The 19,542-nt window shown below is 56.3% G+C and carries 19 protein-coding genes and 1 pseudogene; 9 read left to right on the top strand and 11 right to left on the bottom strand.

Annotated elements, in window-relative coordinates:
• The first annotated feature begins 28 nt into the window (after positions 1-28).
• Together N5J69_RS16860 and N5J69_RS16855 are read left to right on the top strand one after the other, a co-directional pair.
• Positions 29-529 (top strand): YbaK/EbsC family protein, encoded by a 501-nt coding sequence (locus tag N5J69_RS16860; protein ID WP_279771741.1) that lies wholly within the window; start codon positions 29-31, stop codon positions 527-529.
• 21 nt (positions 530-550) lie between these two features.
• A complete protein-coding gene (locus N5J69_RS16855; RefSeq protein ID WP_279771740.1) occupies positions 551-1,462 on the top strand; it encodes an EamA family transporter in 912 nt (303 codons plus the stop codon).
• 292 nt (positions 1,463-1,754) lie between these two features.
• On the opposite strand, the gene ibpA is transcribed toward N5J69_RS16855, so the two are convergent.
• Entirely contained in the window at positions 1,755-2,171 is a 417-nt protein-coding gene (gene ibpA / locus N5J69_RS16850; protein WP_003849623.1) for a small heat shock chaperone IbpA, read from the bottom strand.
• A gap of 290 nt (positions 2,172-2,461) precedes the next feature.
• On the opposite strand from ibpA, the gene N5J69_RS16845 reads away from it, so the two are divergent.
• Positions 2,462-2,830: a YceK/YidQ family lipoprotein gene (locus N5J69_RS16845; protein ID WP_347882078.1), complete on the top strand. Its 369-nt coding sequence runs from the start codon at positions 2,462-2,464 to the stop codon at positions 2,828-2,830.
• Here N5J69_RS16845 and N5J69_RS16840 read toward each other — a convergent pair.
• The 7 genes from N5J69_RS16840 to dnaA form a co-directional block, all read right to left on the bottom strand.
• Complete coding sequence (locus N5J69_RS16840) at positions 2,805-4,064, bottom strand: DUF3748 domain-containing protein (protein WP_279771738.1); 1,260 nt, start codon at positions 4,062-4,064, stop codon at positions 2,805-2,807. The two genes, N5J69_RS16845 and N5J69_RS16840, sit on opposite strands and share 26 nt — an antisense overlap.
• 116 nt (positions 4,065-4,180) lie before the next feature.
• Positions 4,181-4,990 (bottom strand): sugar-phosphatase, encoded by an 810-nt coding sequence (yidA, locus tag N5J69_RS16835; RefSeq protein ID WP_279771737.1) that lies wholly within the window; start codon positions 4,988-4,990, stop codon positions 4,181-4,183.
• Positions 4,991-5,089: 99 nt separating this feature from the next.
• A complete protein-coding gene (locus N5J69_RS16830; RefSeq protein WP_279771736.1) occupies positions 5,090-5,569 on the bottom strand; it encodes a YhcH/YjgK/YiaL family protein in 480 nt (159 codons plus the stop codon).
• 192 nt (positions 5,570-5,761) lie between these two features.
• Positions 5,762-8,170: a DNA topoisomerase (ATP-hydrolyzing) subunit B gene (gene gyrB, locus N5J69_RS16825; RefSeq protein WP_279771735.1), complete on the bottom strand. Its 2,409-nt coding sequence runs from the start codon at positions 8,168-8,170 to the stop codon at positions 5,762-5,764.
• Between the two features lie 18 nt (positions 8,171-8,188).
• On the bottom strand, positions 8,189-9,274 hold the full coding sequence (gene recF, locus N5J69_RS16820) for a DNA replication/repair protein RecF (protein ID WP_279771734.1): 1,086 nt from the start codon (positions 9,272-9,274) through the stop codon (positions 8,189-8,191).
• A gap of 231 nt (positions 9,275-9,505) precedes the next feature.
• Positions 9,506-10,606, bottom strand: a complete 1,101-nt coding sequence (gene dnaN / locus N5J69_RS16815) for a DNA polymerase III subunit beta (protein WP_279771732.1) — start codon at positions 10,604-10,606, stop codon at positions 9,506-9,508.
• Between the two features lie 4 nt (positions 10,607-10,610).
• The gene (gene dnaA, locus N5J69_RS16810; RefSeq protein ID WP_279771731.1) at positions 10,611-12,026 is read right to left on the bottom strand and encodes a chromosomal replication initiator protein DnaA; all 1,416 of its coding nucleotides are present in this window, start codon (positions 12,024-12,026) and stop codon (positions 10,611-10,613) included.
• Positions 12,027-12,623: 597 nt separating this feature from the next.
• Between dnaA and rpmH the strand changes: the two genes are divergently transcribed.
• The 6 genes from rpmH (at position 12,624) to N5J69_RS16780 (ending at position 17,321) form a co-directional block, all read left to right on the top strand.
• Positions 12,624-12,764: a 50S ribosomal protein L34 gene (gene rpmH, locus N5J69_RS16805; protein WP_003849659.1), complete on the top strand. Its 141-nt coding sequence runs from the start codon at positions 12,624-12,626 to the stop codon at positions 12,762-12,764.
• 14 nt (positions 12,765-12,778) lie between these two features.
• The gene (gene rnpA, locus N5J69_RS16800; protein WP_008926396.1) at positions 12,779-13,138 is read left to right on the top strand and encodes a ribonuclease P protein component; all 360 of its coding nucleotides are present in this window, start codon (positions 12,779-12,781) and stop codon (positions 13,136-13,138) included.
• Complete coding sequence (gene yidD / locus N5J69_RS16795; RefSeq protein WP_008926397.1) at positions 13,102-13,359, top strand: membrane protein insertion efficiency factor YidD; 258 nt, start codon at positions 13,102-13,104, stop codon at positions 13,357-13,359. The genes rnpA and yidD overlap by 37 nt, the downstream gene beginning before the upstream one ends.
• A 2-nt stretch (positions 13,360-13,361) precedes the next feature.
• Positions 13,362-15,008: a membrane protein insertase YidC gene (gene yidC / locus N5J69_RS16790; RefSeq protein ID WP_013359606.1), complete on the top strand. Its 1,647-nt coding sequence runs from the start codon at positions 13,362-13,364 to the stop codon at positions 15,006-15,008.
• 92 nt (positions 15,009-15,100) lie between these two features.
• A complete protein-coding gene (gene mnmE, locus N5J69_RS16785; RefSeq protein WP_279771729.1) occupies positions 15,101-16,465 on the top strand; it encodes a tRNA uridine-5-carboxymethylaminomethyl(34) synthesis GTPase MnmE in 1,365 nt (454 codons plus the stop codon).
• A 265-nt stretch (positions 16,466-16,730) separates the two neighbouring features.
• A complete protein-coding gene (locus N5J69_RS16780; protein ID WP_279771728.1) occupies positions 16,731-17,321 on the top strand; it encodes a malonic semialdehyde reductase in 591 nt (196 codons plus the stop codon).
• 70 nt (positions 17,322-17,391) lie between these two features.
• On the opposite strand, the gene N5J69_RS16775 is transcribed toward N5J69_RS16780, so the two are convergent.
• The 3 genes and pseudogenes from N5J69_RS16775 to N5J69_RS16765 form a co-directional block, all read right to left on the bottom strand.
• Positions 17,392-17,859, bottom strand: a complete 468-nt coding sequence (locus N5J69_RS16775; protein WP_279771727.1) for a helix-turn-helix domain-containing protein — start codon at positions 17,857-17,859, stop codon at positions 17,392-17,394.
• A 119-nt stretch (positions 17,860-17,978) separates the two neighbouring features.
• Positions 17,979-18,299: a DUF4440 domain-containing protein gene (locus tag N5J69_RS16770; protein WP_347882079.1), complete on the bottom strand. Its 321-nt coding sequence runs from the start codon at positions 18,297-18,299 to the stop codon at positions 17,979-17,981.
• 131 nt (positions 18,300-18,430) lie between these two features.
• Positions 18,431-19,331: pseudogene (locus tag N5J69_RS16765) on the bottom strand (IS3 family transposase).
• Positions 19,332-19,542 lie beyond the last annotated feature (211 nt).

The raw sequence follows: 19,542 nt of genomic DNA, 5'->3' as shown, positions 1-19,542 counted from the left end.
CCGGTCCGGGCCAGACAAGGAGAGGGAGATGACAACGTTTGAGAAAATTACTGCGCTGCTGGATCAGCATCAGGCCAGCTACCGCGTGGTGGAGCATGAGGCGGCAGGGCAGACCGAACAGATCAGCCAGATCCGCGGCAACGCGCTGGGTCAGGCCGCCAAAGCGATGGTGCTGGAGGTGAGCATGCCGGACGGTGCGCCGTCGCGACAGCTGCTGGCGATTGTGCCCGGCGACTGCCGGATCAATTTCAAAAACGCGGCGCGCGCCATCGGCGGCAAAAAATCCTCGTTTGCCGCCCCGGCGCTGGCACAGGCCCTGACCGACTGTGTGATGGGCGCGGTGCCGCCGTTTAGTTTTGATGACCGGCTGGCGCTGCGGGTGGATACCCGGCTGCAACAGGCGGGAACGTTATGGTTTAACGCGGGCGAGCTGGAGAAGTCGATCGCGCTGGCTGCAGATGATTATTTTCGCATTGTGGGTGACGCGTGCTGTGCAGATATCGCCTCCCCGATTGCGATCACCGCCTGACGGCGGGACAAGGAGTTTAAGATGTCGGTAAAAGATATGCTGTTAGCGCTGTGCGTGGTGGTGGCGTGGGGCGTGAATTTTGTGGTGATCAAGCTGGGGCTGCAGGGTATGCCGCCTTTCCTGCTGGCCGGGCTGCGTTTCGCTCTGGTCGCCTTTCCCGCCATTTTCTTTGTGCGACGCCCGCCGATCCCGCTGCGCTGGCTGGTGGTTTACGGGATGACCATCAGTTTTGGTCAGTTTGCGTTTCTGTTTCTGGCGATCAAGCTCGGCATGCCAGCCGGTCTGGCGTCACTGGTGCTTCAGGCGCAGGCCTTCTTTACCCTGTTGCTGGGCGCGCTGCTGCTGGCGGAGAAACTGCGCTGGAATCATATCGTCGGGATTATCATCGCCACGCTGGGGATGTTTATGCTGGCGACGGCGGGGATGGAGGGACAGACCAGCGCCGGTATCACGCTGACCACCATGATGCTGACGCTGTCGGCGGCGCTGTCATGGGGGCTGGGCAACATCACCAATAAGATTATTATGCGGAACCGCAGTGTGCCGATCATGTCGCTGGTGGTATGGAGTGCGCTGGTGCCGGTCATTCCTTTCTTTGCCTGTTCGCTGCTGTTTGAGGGGCAGGCCGCCATCGTTAACAGCCTGCTGCACATCGATCTGCAGACCGTGCTGGCGCTGTTCTATCTGGCGTTTGTTGCCACCATCGTTGGCTACGCGATCTGGGGAAATTTACTGAGCCGCTATGAAACCTGGCGCGTCGCGCCGCTGTCGCTGCTGGTGCCGGTGGTAGGGATTATTACCGCCGCGCTGGTGCTCGATGAGCATCTTTCCGGGCAGCAGATGCTCGGTGCGGTGGTGATTATTCTGGGGCTGCTGGTGAATGTGTTTGGTGGCGTGCTGGGTCAGCGCCTGGCGATGCGAACGCAGCCGTAAGGGCAAGGCTGGCGTCAGATATAAGGGCAAAAAATATCGCCTTGATGTCAGGTGACAGGCTCAGGGAGCATACGCCTTTCGCAAAGACGCAATAGACGCCATCCCTGGCATGCTCAGCGCGGCCCATCCTTGGTCCGCGATGCTTTGCTACAGGCGTATGCTCCCATCGCTTTGAACTTATCAGCCGTCTGAAACAGGGGATCGGAGCAACAATTTTTGCCTTATGAATCTCCACTGATCTTAAAAACGACAAACGCCGCATTAGCGGCGTTTTTTATGGTTACTTCAGAAATTACTTCAGAATCTCAATACGGCGTGGTTTCGCCTCTTCCGGCACCAGTCGTTCAAGATCGATGCTCAGCAGACCATTTTCGAGACGGGCATCGCGCACCACAATGTGGTCGGCGAGCTGGAATTTACGCTCAAAGTTACGCTCGGCGATTCCCTGATAGAGGTACTTACGCTCGGCCTGCTCTTCCGGGTGGGCACCCCGCACGATCAGCACGTTATCGTGCGCCGTGATATCCAGTTCGCTCTGAGAAAAACCAGCCACCGCAATCGTAATGCGATAGTGATTTTCATCGACCAGTTCAACGTTATAGGGAGGATAGCCGCCATTGCTCTGATTCTGATTAGATTCGAGCAGGTTAAACAGGCGATCAAAACCGATAGCAGAGCGATAAAGTGGGGTGAGATCAAAGTTACGCATATTAAGACTCCTGAATGTCAGCAAGTTTTGGCAACCTTCCACAATTGGACAGGCTGTATACGGCACCTCACTGTCCCTTGCGGCGACGGTGAGTGCGTCCGTAAGCTAAAAATGGGTGTGACAAAACGTTTTTCAAGAGGGTGAAATGCAATTTTTTTCGCCAAATTGTGGAAATGACATACACTCAGGACTACTTTTGCCAGACGCAGACGGACTTCGCCCCAGAGTGTTGACGTTGTCTGGCAAGCCAACTCAGTCAGGCCTGTGCCATGACTGAAGGGATGATGATAATGAAATTGATGAAGACCTTACCTCTGGCTGGAATGGTGTGCTGCGCAATGGCAACAACAAGCTGTTCCAGCGTGATGTCTCATACCGGTGCGAGTCAGGGATACTACGCCGGCACCCGCGCCAGCGCTGACATGCTGACGGACGGTGATACCAGCTGGGCGCTGAAACCGCTGGCGTTAATCGATCTTCCTTTCTCTGCCGTGCTGGATACGCTGCTGCTGCCGTGGGACTACTATCGCAGCGACAAAGACAAATCTCTCGACTCCCCGCGTGAACGCATCCTGCAGAGCGAAAGGCTGGCGCATACGCAGGAGAGCCTGGCGCAGGCGCAGCCAATGCCGCCTATGCGTTCACAGCCGCAACCGTAAAGAGCTGCCGCCAGCCATTCACTTCACGCATAAAAGCAATCTGTGTACCGTCAGGTGACCAGACCACCGCGTCACCTGACGGGGCGTCTTCCGTTCTGCGGGTCAGACGCTGACACGCGCCGCTCTCAACGTCACATCGCATCACACTGTTATCGCAGATAAAGGCGATTGACTGGCCGTCAGGATGCCAGCTAAAGGCGGACTGAATGCTGTGGCTGAGTCGGGTAATCTGACGCGGTTCGCCGCCGTTGGGAGAGACCGTCCAGAGCTGGATCACCGCCTGGGCATCCGCCATCAGAAACGCAATCTGGCTGCCATCGGGCGCGCTACGCAGCCAGTGGCGCGGTTGTAATGCCACGCCCCGGCTGTGCGTCAGGCGACGCTGCTGCACGCCAGCCGGGGGCGCGGGTAACTGCTGGCTGCTGCCCTCCAGCGGCCTCTCTCCCGCGCGGGCATACTCCTCCAGCGCGTCAGGCAGATCGACAATGAAAACGTCGGAGCGCTTCTCGCCCTGGGCCGTCAGCGTGTCGCCAATAAAAGCAATGGCCCAGCGCTGCCAGCTGCCATCCGCTTTCTTGTAGCCACGATCACCCACCCAGCACTCCTCAAAGGCACGATTGATCTGGTCACTGCCGGGCTCGGGTTCCGGGTGTGTCTGGCTCACCAGCAGGCAAAAATATGTGCCACCATACTCACGTGGATGCTGCTTTTCCGGCGTCACCGCACGCAGCGGCACCGCGATACCGACATTGCGCAGATCCAGACGGCTATCCAGCGCATGCATCACATGGTCGTTGTAGGTAAAGCTGAGGCGTGAACCGTCAGGGCTGAAGACATGCACATGTGAGCCGCCGCGCAGCGCGCCAGGGGTAAAGGGCGGCGTGATATCGCAGGCATCCAGATTCACCGCCTCGCCGTTCTGAACGATCACACCGCGCCGGTGGTGGAAGTCATACTGCCAGCCCGCATCGGGATGTTCAGGACCATGAATGCAGACGTAGCGCGGGGGCAGATCGGGGCTGACCGTGACGACGCCGACATGGGCTCCGTCACGTGCCTGATAGAGCACCTCAACCTCACCGGTCATCACATTGACCCGCTCAATGGTCTGGCTGGTAAATGATGCGCCCGATGGACGAACGTCAAACGCCAGCCACTGGCTGTCGGCCGTCCAGACATTGATATTGGTGAGCTGATGCTGACGGGCAGCAAAGGTGATCTGTTTTTCTGACATGATGAAACCCACGGAGAAAGCGTTGCCCGACAACTTACGCGATTCCGTTTTGCCGTGCAGCTTTTTTGGCGGGTTAAGAGAGCCGGGCCGCGGCGGCCCGGCAGAGAACAGCAGCGTTACAGCACTAACTCTTCAATGGCATGCGCGACGCCATCTTCCATATTGGTTCGGGTGATGAACTGGGCGATTTTTTTCACCGACTCAATGGCGTTACCCATCGCGACACCTGTCCCGGCGTATTCAATCATCGCCAGGTCATTCTCCTGATCGCCAATCGCCATCACTTCTTCCTGCTTCAGGCCGAGCTTCTCCGCCAGCATTTTGACGCCCTGACCTTTATTCACCCGACGATCGAGGATTTCCAGGTAATAAGGCGCGCTTTTCAGGATGGTGTAAGTCTGATGAGCGTGTTCCGGCAGGCGGGCAATCGCCGCATCAAGCAGGGCGGGCCGATCAATCATCATCAGTTTCGGGAAGCGCATGGCGCGATCCATCTCTTCCACCGCACGATAGCGCACCGGAATGCCGGTCAGGCTCGCTTCATGGATGGTGTATTCACTGATGTCTTTGTTCGGCGTGTAGAGATGAGATTTGTCGAACGCCTGGAAATGCACGCCAAGCTCACGCGCCAGATTCTCAATGTAGAGGTAGTCGTCAAAGGTCAGCGTCACTTCTGCGACACACTCACCATCTGCGGCCTGATGAACCAGCGCACCGTTGTTGCTGATCGCATACTGGCCGGGTGCCTGCATATCCAGCTCCATGAGGTAGCGCTGAATACCCACAAATGGCCGTCCGGTGGTCAGCACAATCGACACGCCCTGCTGGCGGGCGCGATCCAGGGCAGATTTTACCCCCGGCGTGATCTCATGTTGCGGATTGAGCAGGGTGCCATCCATGTCGATAGCGATCAATTTAATAGCCATAGAGTCCTCGTTGCGTCTGGGTTTTATTCAATGCTAGCGCGATTCCGCGCACATTGACCAGTTTCCTGGCAGGCGAGAATGGCTGGCAAACCGCCAGCATCAGGCGGTAAAGAGATCGCGGTGGATTTTAATCACGGCTTTTCGGATTGTTGCGGGCTCACCAGGTGCGCAGCAGGGGCGATGGATATCGTGCGGGAAAAAGAGCGCGAACATGCCCGGCAGCAGCGTAATCACCGACTCGTTCGACAGCGTCTGATAAAACACGACGTCACGCTGTCCGGCGAAATCTTCGGTAATTTTCTGGCCGGCATGGGCGCGGGCCACACCGATATCCTCGGTACCTGCCAGCAGATACTGAATATCGATGTAGTTAAAGTGGGACTCTGCCCGGCGTGCGCTGGCCTGTTCGGTCATCATCTCCTGCACCAGACAGAACATGTTGTTGTCAGGCAAAATTTCATATTTGCCGGTTTCCAGCTGGCTGAAATCGGTTCCGGCAATCCAGCGTATCGCCTGATCGATTACCGGATGAAAGGCGTGCCGTTCTCTGTCCCAGTCGTGACGATCGCAAACAATCATGGTGTAACTCCCTGTAATAATGCGTGCGCCGGAATAGCGCAAAGAGAGGCAAGAGTAAGGGAGCTGACGGGGTGAAAACGTGATCGGGGTCGCAGCATGCGGGCAGGAGGAGGTACGCTGGCCGATTTTCGCTCATACGGTACAAAAAAAAAGGCCATCACCTGAGTGATGGCCTGTGATGTCCGCTGACGGTTAAATATCGATGTTGGCCGCTTTCAGCGCATTCTCTTCGATGAAGGCGCGGCGCGGTTCTACCGCATCGCCCATCAGGGTCGTGAACAGCTGGTCAGCACCAATCGCATCTTTAATGGTGACGCGCAGCATACGACGGCTGTCCGGGTCCATCGTGGTTTCCCACAGCTGATCCGGGTTCATCTCGCCCAGACCTTTGTAGCGCTGGACCGACAGGCCGCGACGCGACTCTTTAACCAGCCACTCCATCGCCTGCTCGAAGCTTGCCACCGGCTGACGACGCTCACCACGTTCAATGTAAGCATCTTCTTCCAGCAGACCACGCAGTTTGCTGCCCAGAGCGCAGATTTTGCGGTACTCAGGTCCCTGAATAAACTCGGCTTCCAGCGGATAGTCGGTATCCACACCGTGGGTACGAACGCGCAGCACCGGTTCGAACAGGTTGAGTTCGCGGTTTTCACGCACCTGTGCCAGCCAGGTGCTGCCGTGCGCTTCACGTTCAGTCAGATAGCTCACCAGACCGTTCAGCCAGGTTGTGACCTCTGCTTCGTTGCTCAGGTCGCTGAGCGTGTCGTGATAAATCATCGCACGCAGCATGGCCATCGGATAACGGCGTTCCATACGCTTGATCATCTTCTGGGTGCTGTTGAAGTCAGAGACCAGCGACTCCAGCGGCTCACCGCCCAGCGCAGGCGCGCTGGCATTGGTGTGCAGCGTCGCACCATCAAGCGCGATAGCGATCTGATACTGGTCCATCGCCTCGTCATCTTTGATGTACTGCTCCTGCTTGCCTTTCTTCACTTTGTAGAGCGGCGGTTGGGCGATATAAACGTGGCCGCGCTCAATGATTTCAGGCATCTGACGATAGAAGAAGGTCAGCAGCAGCGTACGGATGTGTGAGCCATCAACGTCGGCATCGGTCATGATGATGATGCTGTGATAGCGCAGCTTGTCCGGGTTGTACTCATCGCGACCAATGCCGCAACCCAGTGCGGTGATAAGCGTGGCCACTTCCTGCGAGGCGAGCATCTTGTCGAAACGCGCTTTCTCAACGTTAAGGATCTTACCTTTCAGCGGCAGAATCGCCTGGTTTTTACGGTTACGGCCCTGTTTGGCCGAGCCGCCTGCGGAGTCACCCTCCACCAGGTAGATTTCAGACAGCGCCGGGTCGCGCTCCTGGCAATCTGCCAGTTTGCCTGGCAGGCCAGCCAGGTCCAGCGCACCTTTACGGCGGGTCATCTCACGGGCGCGACGGGCTGCTTCACGGGCACGCGCGGCGTCGATGATTTTGCCTACGACGATTTTGGCGTCTGACGGGTTCTCCAGCAGGTATTCGGCCAGCAGTTCGTTCATCTGCTGCTCAACGGCCGATTTCACCTCAGAGGAGACCAGTTTGTCTTTGGTCTGTGAGGAGAATTTTGGATCCGGCACTTTCACCGAAACCACGGCGATCAGACCTTCACGTGCGTCATCACCGGTGGCGCTGACTTTGGCTTTCTTGCTGTAACCCTCTTTATCCATGTAAGCATTCAGGGTACGGGTCATCGCCGCACGGAAACCGGCGAGGTGCGTCCCCCCATCGCGCTGCGGGATGTTGTTGGTAAAGCAGTAAATATTTTCCTGGAAGCCGTCGTTCCACTGCAGTGCCACTTCCACGCCAATGCCATCTTTCTCGGTAGAGAAATAGAACACGGTAGGGTGAATCGGCGTCTTGTTTTTGTTGAGGTACTCAACAAACGCCTTGATGCCGCCTTCGTAATGGAAGTGATCAGTTTTGCCATCACGCTTGTCTTCCAGACGAATCGACACGCCTGAGTTCAGGAATGACAGTTCGCGCAGGCGTTTTGCCAGGATGTCATACTCGAAATCGCGCACGTTGGTAAAGGTTTCGTAGCTTGGCCAGAAACGTACGCGTGTACCTGTAATGTCGGTATCACCGGTGACGGCGAGCGGTGCCTCTGGTACGCCGTGGACGTAAATCTGCTGATGCACTTTGCCTTCGCGACGAATGGTCAGCTCCAGCTTCTGTGACAGGGCGTTAACCACCGAGACGCCCACGCCGTGCAGGCCGCCGGAGACTTTGTAGGAGTTATCGTCGAACTTACCGCCCGCATGCAGCACGGTCATGATCACTTCAGCGGCGGAAACGCCCTCTTCTTCGTGAATACCGGTAGGAATGCCGCGTCCATCATCCTGCACCGATACGGAGTTATCCGCATGGATGGTGACCACAATGTCACTACAGTGACCAGCGAGCGCTTCGTCGATTGCGTTATCCACGACCTCGAATACCATGTGATGCAGACCGGTACCGTCATCGGTATCGCCGATATACATGCCCGGGCGTTTGCGTACCGCATCAAGCCCTTTCAGGACTTTAATACTTGAGGAGTCATAAGAATTCGACATCAACGTTTCTCGCTCATTTTAATCTTCAGGTTGAACCGCTATTTTACCCTGTTCCACGCGGAACATCTTGCCCTTTTCGTCGCTCATGTCGATTACATGTCCGGCAGAAATGGCGCTGACAAACACCTGAGCCTGGGTCGCTTTTAACCGTTCCGCCAGCAGGCGTCGGCGGCTTTCATCCAGCTCAGAAGCAAAGTCATCAATGAGGTAAATACAGCGGCGTCCGCTCTGGCTTGTCAGGAACTCGCCCTGTGCCAGACGCAATGCACACATCAGCAGTTTTAACTGCCCGCGTGAGAGTAAATCTTCCACCGGCGTCCCTTCAGCCCGAATACGAAAATCAGCTTTATGGGGGCCGCTGGCGGTATAGGTCAGGGCGCGATCGCGCTCAAAGTTACGTTCCAGCAGGTCGGCGTAGTCGCTCTCTTTGTCCCAGCCACGCTGGAAGGAGAAGCGCAGCGCAAACTCCGGCAGAAACTGGGCACAGGTAGCGGTAATCTCCGCTGAAATTGCCGCACTGTATTCCGCCCGCCACTGGCTGATCTGTTCAGCCAGCGGGACCAGCTCCTGATCCCAGTGACGAATCTGGCTGTAACGGGAAACCTGGCGCAGCGCCGCGTTCCGTTGTTTAAGCAGGCGACGCAGCGTGTTCCAGGCGTTAAAGAAGCCGGGCGTGTTATGAAAGCAGCCCCAGTCCACATACGCTCTGCGGTATTTGGGGCCGCCATTGAGCAAACTAAAGCCTTCAGGGGTAATTAACTGCATCGGCAGCAGTTGCGCCAGCTCTGCGACTTTGTGGCCATCGCTGCCATCAATGCGCACTTTGCTGTCACCCGCCCGGTTTTTAGTCAGCCCGACGGAGATCTCCCGCTCTTTGCTTTCCAGTCGCCCGTGCAGCACAAACGCCGCCTCGTCGTGACGGATGACGCGTCCCGCCTGCAGACTGCGAAACGACCGGCCATGCCCCAGCGTATGAATCGCCTCTAAAACGCTGGTTTTCCCACTGCCGTTGACGCCGACCAAGAAATTAAAGCCGGGTGCCAGCTGCAGGTCAGCCTGCTCGATATTACGAAAATCTTTGATAAGAAGGCGGGTTAAAGCCATGAATCAATCCAGCGTGAAGGGCAATAGTCGGGATGAAATGGGTTTTGCCTTTTAGCGATCCAGTGCGTTGACGGCGAAGCAGGTTTGCCCGATATCGCTGTCACCAGGCCGTCGGCGTCGACGCCAGTCTGGTTCAGGCCAGCGCGCAGACCCTGGGAGCATACTGAAGTATGTGACCAGGGGCGAGCACTGCCCGGAATCAGAATGGCAAGTAAGCCAGGCCGATATATCCTATAAGCGCATGGGCATGACGACATAGGCCGCTGCGGGACTCGCCACATCCTCAATCTGCACGCTCGACACCGAATCGGTCAGCAGCAGGCGGACGTTTTCGCACTTCAGCGCGTTCAGTACATCCAGCACGTAACTGACGTTGAAGCCTATCTCCAGCTCAGTGCCGTTGTAGCTGACATCCAGCATCTCTTCCGCTTCTTCCTGTTCAGGGTTATTGGCGGTGATCTTCAGCTGATTTTCGGTGATATAAAGGCGAACGCCGCGGAACTTCTCATTAGAGAGGATCGCCGCACGGGCAAACGCCTGTTTAAGCAGATCGCAGCCCGCTTCCAGCGCTTTGTCGGGATTCTTCGGCAATACGCGGCGATAATCGGGGAAACGACCATCAACCAGCTTAGAGGTAAAGATATAGTCGCCGACGTGCGCACGGATATTGCTGCCGCCAATCTGTACCTGCAGCGGGGTATCGCCTCCATCCAGCAGACGCAGCAGCTCGATCACGCCTTTACGCGGCACAATCACGGAGTGACTCGGCAGCGCCTGACCAATCGGCATAGCGCAGACGGCCAGACGGTGACCGTCCGTAGCGACAGTGCGCAGCTCTTCCCCTTCGGTTTCGAACATCATGCCGTTGAGGTAGTAACGCACATCCTGATGCGCCATCGAGAACTGGGTCGCTTCAATCAGCCGTTTCAGCGTCGCCTGCGGCAGGGTGAATTCAACTTCACTCTGCCAGTCGTCAAGGTTCGGGAAGTCACTGGCGGGCAGGGTAGACAGCGAAAAACGGCTGCGGCCTGAGCGCACCAGCATGCGATCGCCTTCCAGCGCCAGCGTAATTTCTGCGCCATCGGGCAATCCGCGACAGATATCGAGGAATTTGCGCGCGGGCACGGTGGTGGAGCCAGGCTCATGTGCCTGCGTCAGCGCCACGCGTGCGACCATCTCCATTTCCAGATCGGTGCCGGTCAGCAGCAGCGACCCTTCTGTTACCTGCAACAGCAGGTTTCCAAGGATCGGCAACGTCGGACGACCGCCCAGCGGGCCACTTACTTGCTGCAGCGGCTTCAGCAGCTGCTCACGTTCAACAATAAATTTCATAGCGTCAGGAAGATAATGTTCTGATGAGATTAGAGAAATCTTCTTTGATATCGTGGCTCTCTTCACGCAGCTGCTCAATCTTGCGGCAGGCATGAAGCACCGTTGTGTGGTCGCGACCCCCAAAAGCATCGCCAATTTCTGGCAGGCTGTGGTTCGTCAACTCTTTGGCCATCGCCATCGCCATCTGGCGCGGACGCGCTACCGAGCGCGAACGGCGCTTGGACAGCAGATCCGCCACCTTAATCTTGTAGTACTCAGCCACGGTCTTCTGAATATTATCGATGGTGACCAGCTTTTCCTGCAGCGCCAGCAGATCGCGCAGCGCTTCGCGCACGAAATCAATGGTGATCGCCCGGCCGGTAAAGTTGGCGTTGGCGATAACGCGATTCAGTGCGCCTTCCAGTTCACGCACGTTAGAGCGTAAACGCTTGGCAATAAAGAAGGCGACTTCACCCGGCAGACGGATGTCATTCTCATCCGCTTTTTTCATCAGGATCGCCACGCGCGTTTCCAGCTCAGGCGGCTCGATGGCCACCGTTAAACCCCAGCCGAAACGTGACTTGAGACGATCTTCCACCCCGTTGATCTCTTTTGGATAACGATCCGAGGTGAGGATGATCTGCTGATTACCTTCTAACAACGCATTAAAGGTGTGGAAGAACTCTTCCTGCGAGCGCTCTTTGTTCGCAAAGAACTGAATGTCATCGATCAGCAGCGCATCCACCGAACGGTAATAACGTTTGAACTCTTCAATGGCATTGTTCTGCAGCGCTTTAACCATATCCTGCACAAAGCGTTCGGAGTGCATGTAAACCACTTTTGCATTGGGTTTACGCGCAATGATGCCGTTGCCGACTGCGTGCAGCAGGTGCGTTTTACCGAGACCGGTGCCGCCATACAGAAACAGCGGGTTGTAAGCGCCGCCTGGATTATCCGCCACCTGACGTGCCGCCGCGCGCGCCAGCTGGTTGGATTTACCTTCGACAAAGTTATCGAAATTATGACGGTTATTCACATTCGAGCGATACGTTACGTCGGCCGGTGCCGGGACATTATCCCAGCTGGGACGCACGATCTGCGTCGGGGCCGGACGAATATGGCTCTGCACGGGCATCACGGGTGCGCTGACGCTGGCCATTACGGGCTGGCTGACCGCTGCCGCAGGCTGCTGAACCGGGCGCGTACCCACTTCAAAACGCAGGGCAGGCACATTCGGACCACAGAATTCATTCAGCAGTGCATTGATACTGTTAAGGTATTTGTCCCGGACCCAGTCGAGTACGAAGCGATTTGGAGCATACAAGGCAAGCGTATTGTCGTTTAACTCAGCCTGCAGTGGACGGATCCACATGCTGAATTCGGTGGCAGGAAGCTCATCCTGCAAACGGGCAAGACACTGTTGCCAAAGCGTAAGTGACACGGCGGACTCCACTCGTACAAATTCGATAAGAATAGTAGGCGTTACTCTAAGAAACGTTCATTTTTGACACAGACACTAAGAAAGCGCCTGCGACCGCTATCAGCGGTTTCCCGTCCTGCAATCATCGGAGGATCGTCAGCGGAAGGGCGGATCATAGCGCAAAGCGAGGCAGAGATCTTCCCTTTCTACACAGTTTTGATCGTTTTTATCCACAGGCCCGAGACGCGCAAAGAAGTTTACGCCAGTTGCGGGAAAAACCAGAAGGGATCTGCCGAAATGCATTAAATTTTCGGGCGACATCTCATTTTATCCCCAGGATCCGGCAAGCCGATCGCAATAAGATCCCGTGCGATCCTTGCGCTTTAGTGCGGAGCCCGTATAATTCTCCACCCGACATTGCGCCATCAGGTACAACGTCGGGACTCAGCGGGCTGTAAGCGGGTTTTCGGGTACCGTTGCACGCGAAGTAAATTGACTCCGGACTGTACAATTATTACAATCCCGCCTCTTTATTAAAGACACATTGAGGCGTAGGTCGATTTACTGGCCCGAAACGCGTCACCCAGTGAAAATTTTCAAGTTTAGGTAGAAACCGCCATGAAACGCACTTTTCAACCGTCCGTACTGAAGCGCAACCGTTCACACGGTTTCCGTGCTCGTATGGCAACAAAAAATGGTCGTCAGGTTCTGGCACGTCGTCGTGCTAAAGGCCGCTCTCGTCTGACCGTTTCTAAGTAATAAAGCAAGCCCTGATGGGTAAGCTCGCATTTCCCAGGGAGTTACGTTTGTTAACTCCCACTCATTTCACTTTCGTCTTCCAGCAGCCACAACGGGCTGGCACGCCGCAAATCACTATTCTCGGCCGCCTTAACGCGCTGGGGCATCCCCGCATCGGTCTCACCGTCGCTAAAAAACATGTGAAACGCGCCCATGAACGCAACCGGATCAAGCGATTGACCCGCGAAAGCTTTCGTCTGCGTCAACATGAACTGCCGTCGATGGACTTCGTGGTGGTTGCGAAGAAGGGGGTTGCCGATCTGGATAACCGTATGCTGGCGGAAGCGTTGGAGAAATTATGGCGTCGTCACTGTCGCCTGGCGCGCGGCTCCTGATCGTCCTGATACGCGTCTATCAACGCGGTATCAGTCCATTACTGGGACCACACTGTCGGTTTCACCCGACCTGCTCTCATTACGGAATTGAGGCGTTACGCAGGTTTGGCCTGATAAAAGGCAGTTGGTTGACATTAAAACGCGTATTAAAATGCCACCCCTTGAACCCGGGTGGTGACGATCCTGTGCCGCCAAAAACCTTTGATACCAGAGAACATTAACGATGGATTCGCAACGCAATCTCTTTCTCATCGCTTTTCTGTTCGTGACCTTCATGATCTGGCAAGCCTGGCAGACGGACCACGCTCCGCAGCCTCAGCAGACGCAGACCACACAAGGCACAAACAGCGTAGCGGGTGATACCGCCAGTCAGGGTGTACCGGCCAGCGGTCAGGGCCAGACGATCACCGTTAAGACTGATGTCCTGTCATTGAATATCAACACCCGAGGCGGTGATGTTGAACAGGCACAGCTGCTGACTTTCCCGGACAAACTGGGTTCAGACCAGCCGTTCCAGCTGCTTGAAACAACGCCAGCGTTCCTTTATCAGGCGCAGAGTGGTTTAACCGGTCGTAATGGCCCGGATAACCCGAACAACGGCGCACGTCCGCTGTTCACCACTGCACAGGATCATTTCGAGATGGCTGATGGCCAGTCCGAACTGCGTGTGCCGATGACCTATACCGCTGAAAATGGCGTGGTTTACACCAAAACCTTCATCTTCAAGCGTGGCGAATATGCCGTTAATGTCGATTATCATGTCAACAACACCACCCAGCAACCGCTGGAAGTGTCGCTGTTTGGCCAGCTGAAGCAGACGATTGACCTGCCTAAGCACCGTGATACCGGCAGCAACAACTTTGCTCTGCACACCTTCCGTGGCGCGGCCTACTCCACCAGCGAGTCGAAATATGAGAAGTATAAATTCGACACCATCGCGGATAACGAGAACCTGAACGCTACCACCAGCAATGGCTGGGTTGCGATGCTGCAGCAGTACTTTGCAACGGCATGGGTTCCGCGCACCGAAGGCACCAACACCCTTTACACCAGCAACCTGGGTAACGGCGTGGCGGCGATTGGCTATAAATCTGCACCGGTCACCATTGCCGCGGGCGCACAGCAGAATCTGGGCGCAACACTGTGGGTCGGCCCGGAAATTCAGGACAAGATGGCCGCGATTGCGCCGCACCTTGATCTGACCGTGGATTACGGCTGGTTGTGGTTTATCTCTCAGCCGCTGTTCAAACTGCTGAAATTTATCCACAGCTTCATCGGTAACTGGGGCTTCTCCATTATCGTCATCACCTTCATCGTGCGTGGCATCATGTACCCGCTGACCAAAGCGCAGTACACCTCGATGGCGAAGATGCGCATGCTGCAGCCGAAAATTCAGGCCATGCGTGAGCGTCTGGGTGATGACAAGCAGAAACAGAGCCAGGAAATGATGGCGCTGTATAAAGCAGAGAAAGTGAATCCGCTGGGTGGCTGTCTGCCGCTGGTGATTCAGATGCCAATCTTCCTGGCGCTCTACTACATGCTGTCAGGCTCGGTTGAACTGCGTCATGCGCCATTTATTCTGTGGATCCATGACCTGTCAGCGCAGGACCCGTACTACATCCTGCCAATTCTGATGGGCATCACCATGTTCTTCATTCAGAAGATGTCACCGACCACCGTGACCGATCCGATGCAGCAGAAGATCATGACGTACATGCCGGTTATCTTCACCGTCTTCTTCCTGTGGTTCCCGTCAGGTCTGGTGCTGTACTACATCGTCAGCAACCTGGTGACCATTCTCCAGCAGCAGCTGATTTATCGCGGCCTGGAAAAACGTGGTCTGCACAGCCGCGACAAGAAGAAAGCGTAAGCGATGCAAAGCGGGAGCCATCCCGCCTTGAAATAGTCTATCCTCAGGCGGTCAAAGCGACCGCCTGTGTTTTTTGTAGCGAGAGAAAATTTATGAGCCACAGCGATACCATTGTTGCCCAGGCAACGCCGCCCGGACGCGGCGGCGTAGGCATTCTGCGCGTCTCTGGCGCACAGGCGGCAGAGGTCGCCCGCCAGCTGCTGGGCAAGCTGCCTAAGCCGCGCTACGCCGATTATCTGCCGTTTACCGACAGCGACGGCAGCGTGCTGGATCAGGGCATTGCGCTGTGGTTTCCCGGTCCCCACTCTTTTACCGGCGAAGATGTGCTGGAGCTGCAGGGCCACGGCGGCCCGGTGATCCTCGACCTGCTGCTGAAGCGCATTGTGGCGCTGCCGGGCGTGCGTATTGCTCAGCCCGGTGAGTTTTCAGAGCGAGCGTTTCTGAACGACAAGCTCGATCTGGCGCAGGCCGAAGCGATTGCCGATCTGATTGATGCCAGCTCTGAGCAGGCGGCGCGTTCGGCGGTTAACTCGCTGCAGGGCGCTTTCTCCGCCCGCGTTAATCACCTGGTGGAAGCACTTACTCACCTGCGCATCTACGTTGAGGCGGCGATCGACTTCCCGGATGAGGAGATCGATTTCCTCTCTGACGGCAGAATTGAAGCGCAGCTGAATACGGTGATCGGTGACCTGGATGCGGTTCGTGCCGAAGCGCGTCAGGGCAGCCTGCTGCGTGAAGGGATGAAAGTGGTGATTGCGGGTCGGCCAAATGCGGGCAAATCGAGCCTGCTGAATGCGCTGGCGGGACGTGACGCCGCTATCGTCACGGACATTGCGGGCACCACCCGTGATGTCCTGCGCGAGCACATTCATATTGATGGCATGCCGCTGCATATCATCGACACCGCCGGTCTGCGTGAGGCCAGCGACGAAGTGGAACGCATCGGGATTGAACGTGCCTGGCAGGAGATTGAACAGGCTGACCGCGTGCTGTTTATGGTGGACGGCACCACCACCGATGCCACGGAAGCGGCGGCTATCTGGCCCGATTTCGTCTCCCGTCTGCCGCCGGAACTGCCCATTACCGTGGTCCGCAACAAGGCGGATGTCACCGGTGAAACGCTGGGCCTGACAGAAATCAATGGTCACACACTGATTCGCCTGTCGGCACGCACCAGCGCGGGCGTTGACGCGCTAAGGGATCACCTGAAGCAGAGCATGGGGTTCGCTGGCAACATGGAAGGTGGCTTCCTGGCGCGTCGCCGTCATCTGCAGGCGCTGGAGCTGGCAGCCACGCACTTACAGCAGGGCAAAGCGCAACTGCTCGGTGCCCGCGCCGGTGAATTACTGGCGGAAGAGCTGCGTGTTGCTCAGCAGGCGTTAAGCGAGATCACCGGCGAGTTCACTTCTGACGATCTGCTGGGCCGCATTTTCTCCAGCTTCTGCATCGGTAAATAACGCCTCAGGCCTGACGGCAACACGCTGTCAGGCCTGATTTCCCGCCACGCTCGCTTCCCTGTTATTCCCGCCTCTGCGTTGATTCTTGCTGATATGTTATTTTGCGACGGCATCGCATTGTCGTATAACGGTAGATGCGCCGGGCAGACGTGCGGCTTCGGATTGCGGTGAGTGATACCCGCTTCATCCCGCCGTGTGGGCCGGACGCACACCCTATACGTGAACACCTTCAGGTGAACGTTTTCGCCTGTAACAGGAGAGTTGCATGAGTACACCGCTTGACACTGCCGCACTGGATACGCTGTTTAATGATGCCCGCACCCACAGTTACTGGCAGGATAAGCCGGTTGATAACGCCCTGCTGGAACAGCTCTATACCTTAACGGCGCTGGGCCCGACGTCGGCGAACTGCTCGCCTGCGCGTTTTGTTTTCGTGACATCGGCAGAAGGCAAAGAGAAGCTGAAACCGGCCCTCTCTTCCGGCAATCTGGATAAAACCATGAGTGCGCCGGTGACGGTGATTGTGGCCTGGGACCGTGAGTTCTATGAGCAGCTGCCTGCGCTGTTCCCACATGCGGATGCACGCAGCTGGTTTACCGGCAGCCCGGAAGCGGCGAAAGAGACCGCTTTCCGTAATAGCAGCCTGCAGGCGGGTTACCTGATCCTGGCGGCCCGTTCGCTGGGGCTGGATGCCGGTCCGATGTCCGGTTTTGATCCGGCCAAAGTTAATGATGCCTTTTTCCCTGAGGGTCAGTATCAGGTTAACCTGCTGATTAACCTCGGCTATGGTGATGCCTCAAAACTGCATCCGCGCCTGCCGCGACTGAGCTTTGAGCAGGCGAGCCGCTTCGCCTGATGCTGCCCGCGTCGCGATCCGGATCGCGACGCGGATGACCTTGTGAACAGCGTGTTTGCGGGTCATCCCCTTACCGTCGCAGCATTTTTTGCAGGCGCTTCTGCTGCCAGCGCTGCGTCAGCCCGTGAAAAACAAAGGTCCGCATCGCCCGGACAGCCAGCAGCGTTCCCCAGATTGCAGCCACCCAAAGCGACCAGCGATTATCCGGTGCCGTCATATGATTAAGGATAAACAGCAGCCCGCAAACCATCACCGCCGTAATCAGAGATCGGTAAAAGCGTGCTTCACCGGCGATCCTGCGGCGCGCATCAACAATCCGCTGATCCAGCGCCTGATCCTCTCCGTTCTGCGGACCGGTCAGATCAGCAACGTTCACTTCGAAGACCGCCGCCAGCGCACTCAGGGTTTCCAGTCCTGGTCGTTCGCCATTTTCAATCCGCTGCACGGTGCGGGTGCTCAGTCCTGCCATTTCTGCCAGCTGTTCCTGTGACCAGGCTCGTGCCAGGCGATGTTCTTTAAATCTGTTGATGCTGCTCATTCGCATTCTCCAACGTAACAGACAGGGGAACAGTGTGCGGCGGAACAGAGGGCAGCAACACGATCCTGACCCGACAGCAGCCTGACACCCGCATGACAGGGGTGCCAAAGTCCCTGTTGTCAGCCAGAAGGCTGATCAGGCGCGCGGATAAGACCCGGTTCTGCGGCAGGCGTCCCCTGATGAAACACCATTCGCCAGTTCTGATCCTCGCACCGCCAGTGTGACGCACGAAGTGCGGCCCGACTGCCATCGGCGTCACAGCTCTGGTAATACAGTATCAGACTCATCTCGCCCGTCCTCACCAGGTGAAAATCATGACTGAGTATTTCCGGCAGCGTTTCTTCATTGATTAACGCCTCGATGGTCTGTGCGCGAGTGACAACGTGTCCTGACCGGGTTATCTCACAAAAATCAGGATGAAGTATCTGCTCCAGCCACACCCGCTCCTGCCGCCCGTGGTATCCAACCTGCTCTGAATGCCTCGACTTTGACAAGTCACGGCTCAATCACATGGACCGATGGCGACAGAATCTTTGTTGAGGTGACCTGCCTCCAATATTAGATACAACCATCAGCTAGTAATATCGGTTTGTTTACCTTCTGAATTTCCACTTCGCCAGCCTGCTGCAAATTCTGCCGGCGTCTGATAATTCAGCGATGAATGAGGTCTGGACTTGTCATAGTCCTGCCGCCAGTCATTAATGATTTTCCGGGCATGAAGAACATCGCTGAACCAGTTTTCATTCAGACATTCATCCCGAAAGCGGCCGTTGGAACTCTCAATAAATCCATTCTGCGTTGGCTTACCCGGCTGGATAAGTCGCCGCTCCACACCATGCTCAAAAGCCCATTGATCGAGCGCACAGCAGGTAAATTCCGGATCCTGATCTGTTCTTATCGTTGCCGGATAGCCACGAAATAGTGCAATGCTGTCCAGAGTACGTGCTACCTGAACGCCTGAAACACCGAAAGCGGCAGTTATCGTCAGATACGCCTTCGTGAAATCATCCACGCAGGTCAGGCACTTAATCCGGCGGCCGCTGGCAGGTGCATCCATGACAAGATCCATCGACCATGTCAGGTTCGGCGAATCCGGGCGAAGAAGCGGAAGCCGCTCAGTCGCCAGCCCCTTACGGCGTCGTCTGCGCTTCACACTCAGGCCGTTAAGGTGATAAATGCGCTATACCCGCTTGTGGTTGACGTGAAGGCCCTCCCGACACAATAACTGCCCGATGAGCCGTTAACCAAAGCGGCGGTGTTCAGCCAGTTCTGTGATGCCTGGAGACAGCTGCGCATCAGCAGCCGGACGCTGAGCTGAATAACGGCAGGTTGAAAGGAACAGACCTGCCAATCTGCAGGCACGACGTTGCGACAGACCTGCGGCCTCTGAAATAGCATGCCTGCGGCAGAGTTTCCGGGCCGAAATCGCGGAGAATACTGATGATCTTTTCGTCGGAAAATCGCGTCTTCATGGGGATGTCCTCATGTAATTGATGAAGACATTACTGACATCACGATGTATTGATTAACGGGGAGCAGGTCAATCAAATAAAGACACCGGAACCGGTAAATTTTTAAAGTAATAGCCGGAGCAGGCTTAAAAACCCGTCATCCAGCCATGGACCGTTAAAACTTACATAGTTGATTGGCTAATGGGACCATGAAGGCGATGGTGCGATGAAC

The organism is Pantoea sp. GD03673, from assembly GCF_029844725.1.
In the GTDB taxonomy this organism is placed as follows: Bacteria; Pseudomonadota; Gammaproteobacteria; order Enterobacterales; family Enterobacteriaceae; genus Pantoea.
Note: the sequence above shows the minus strand (reverse complement) of the source record. Positions and strands in the feature narration are given on the sequence as shown.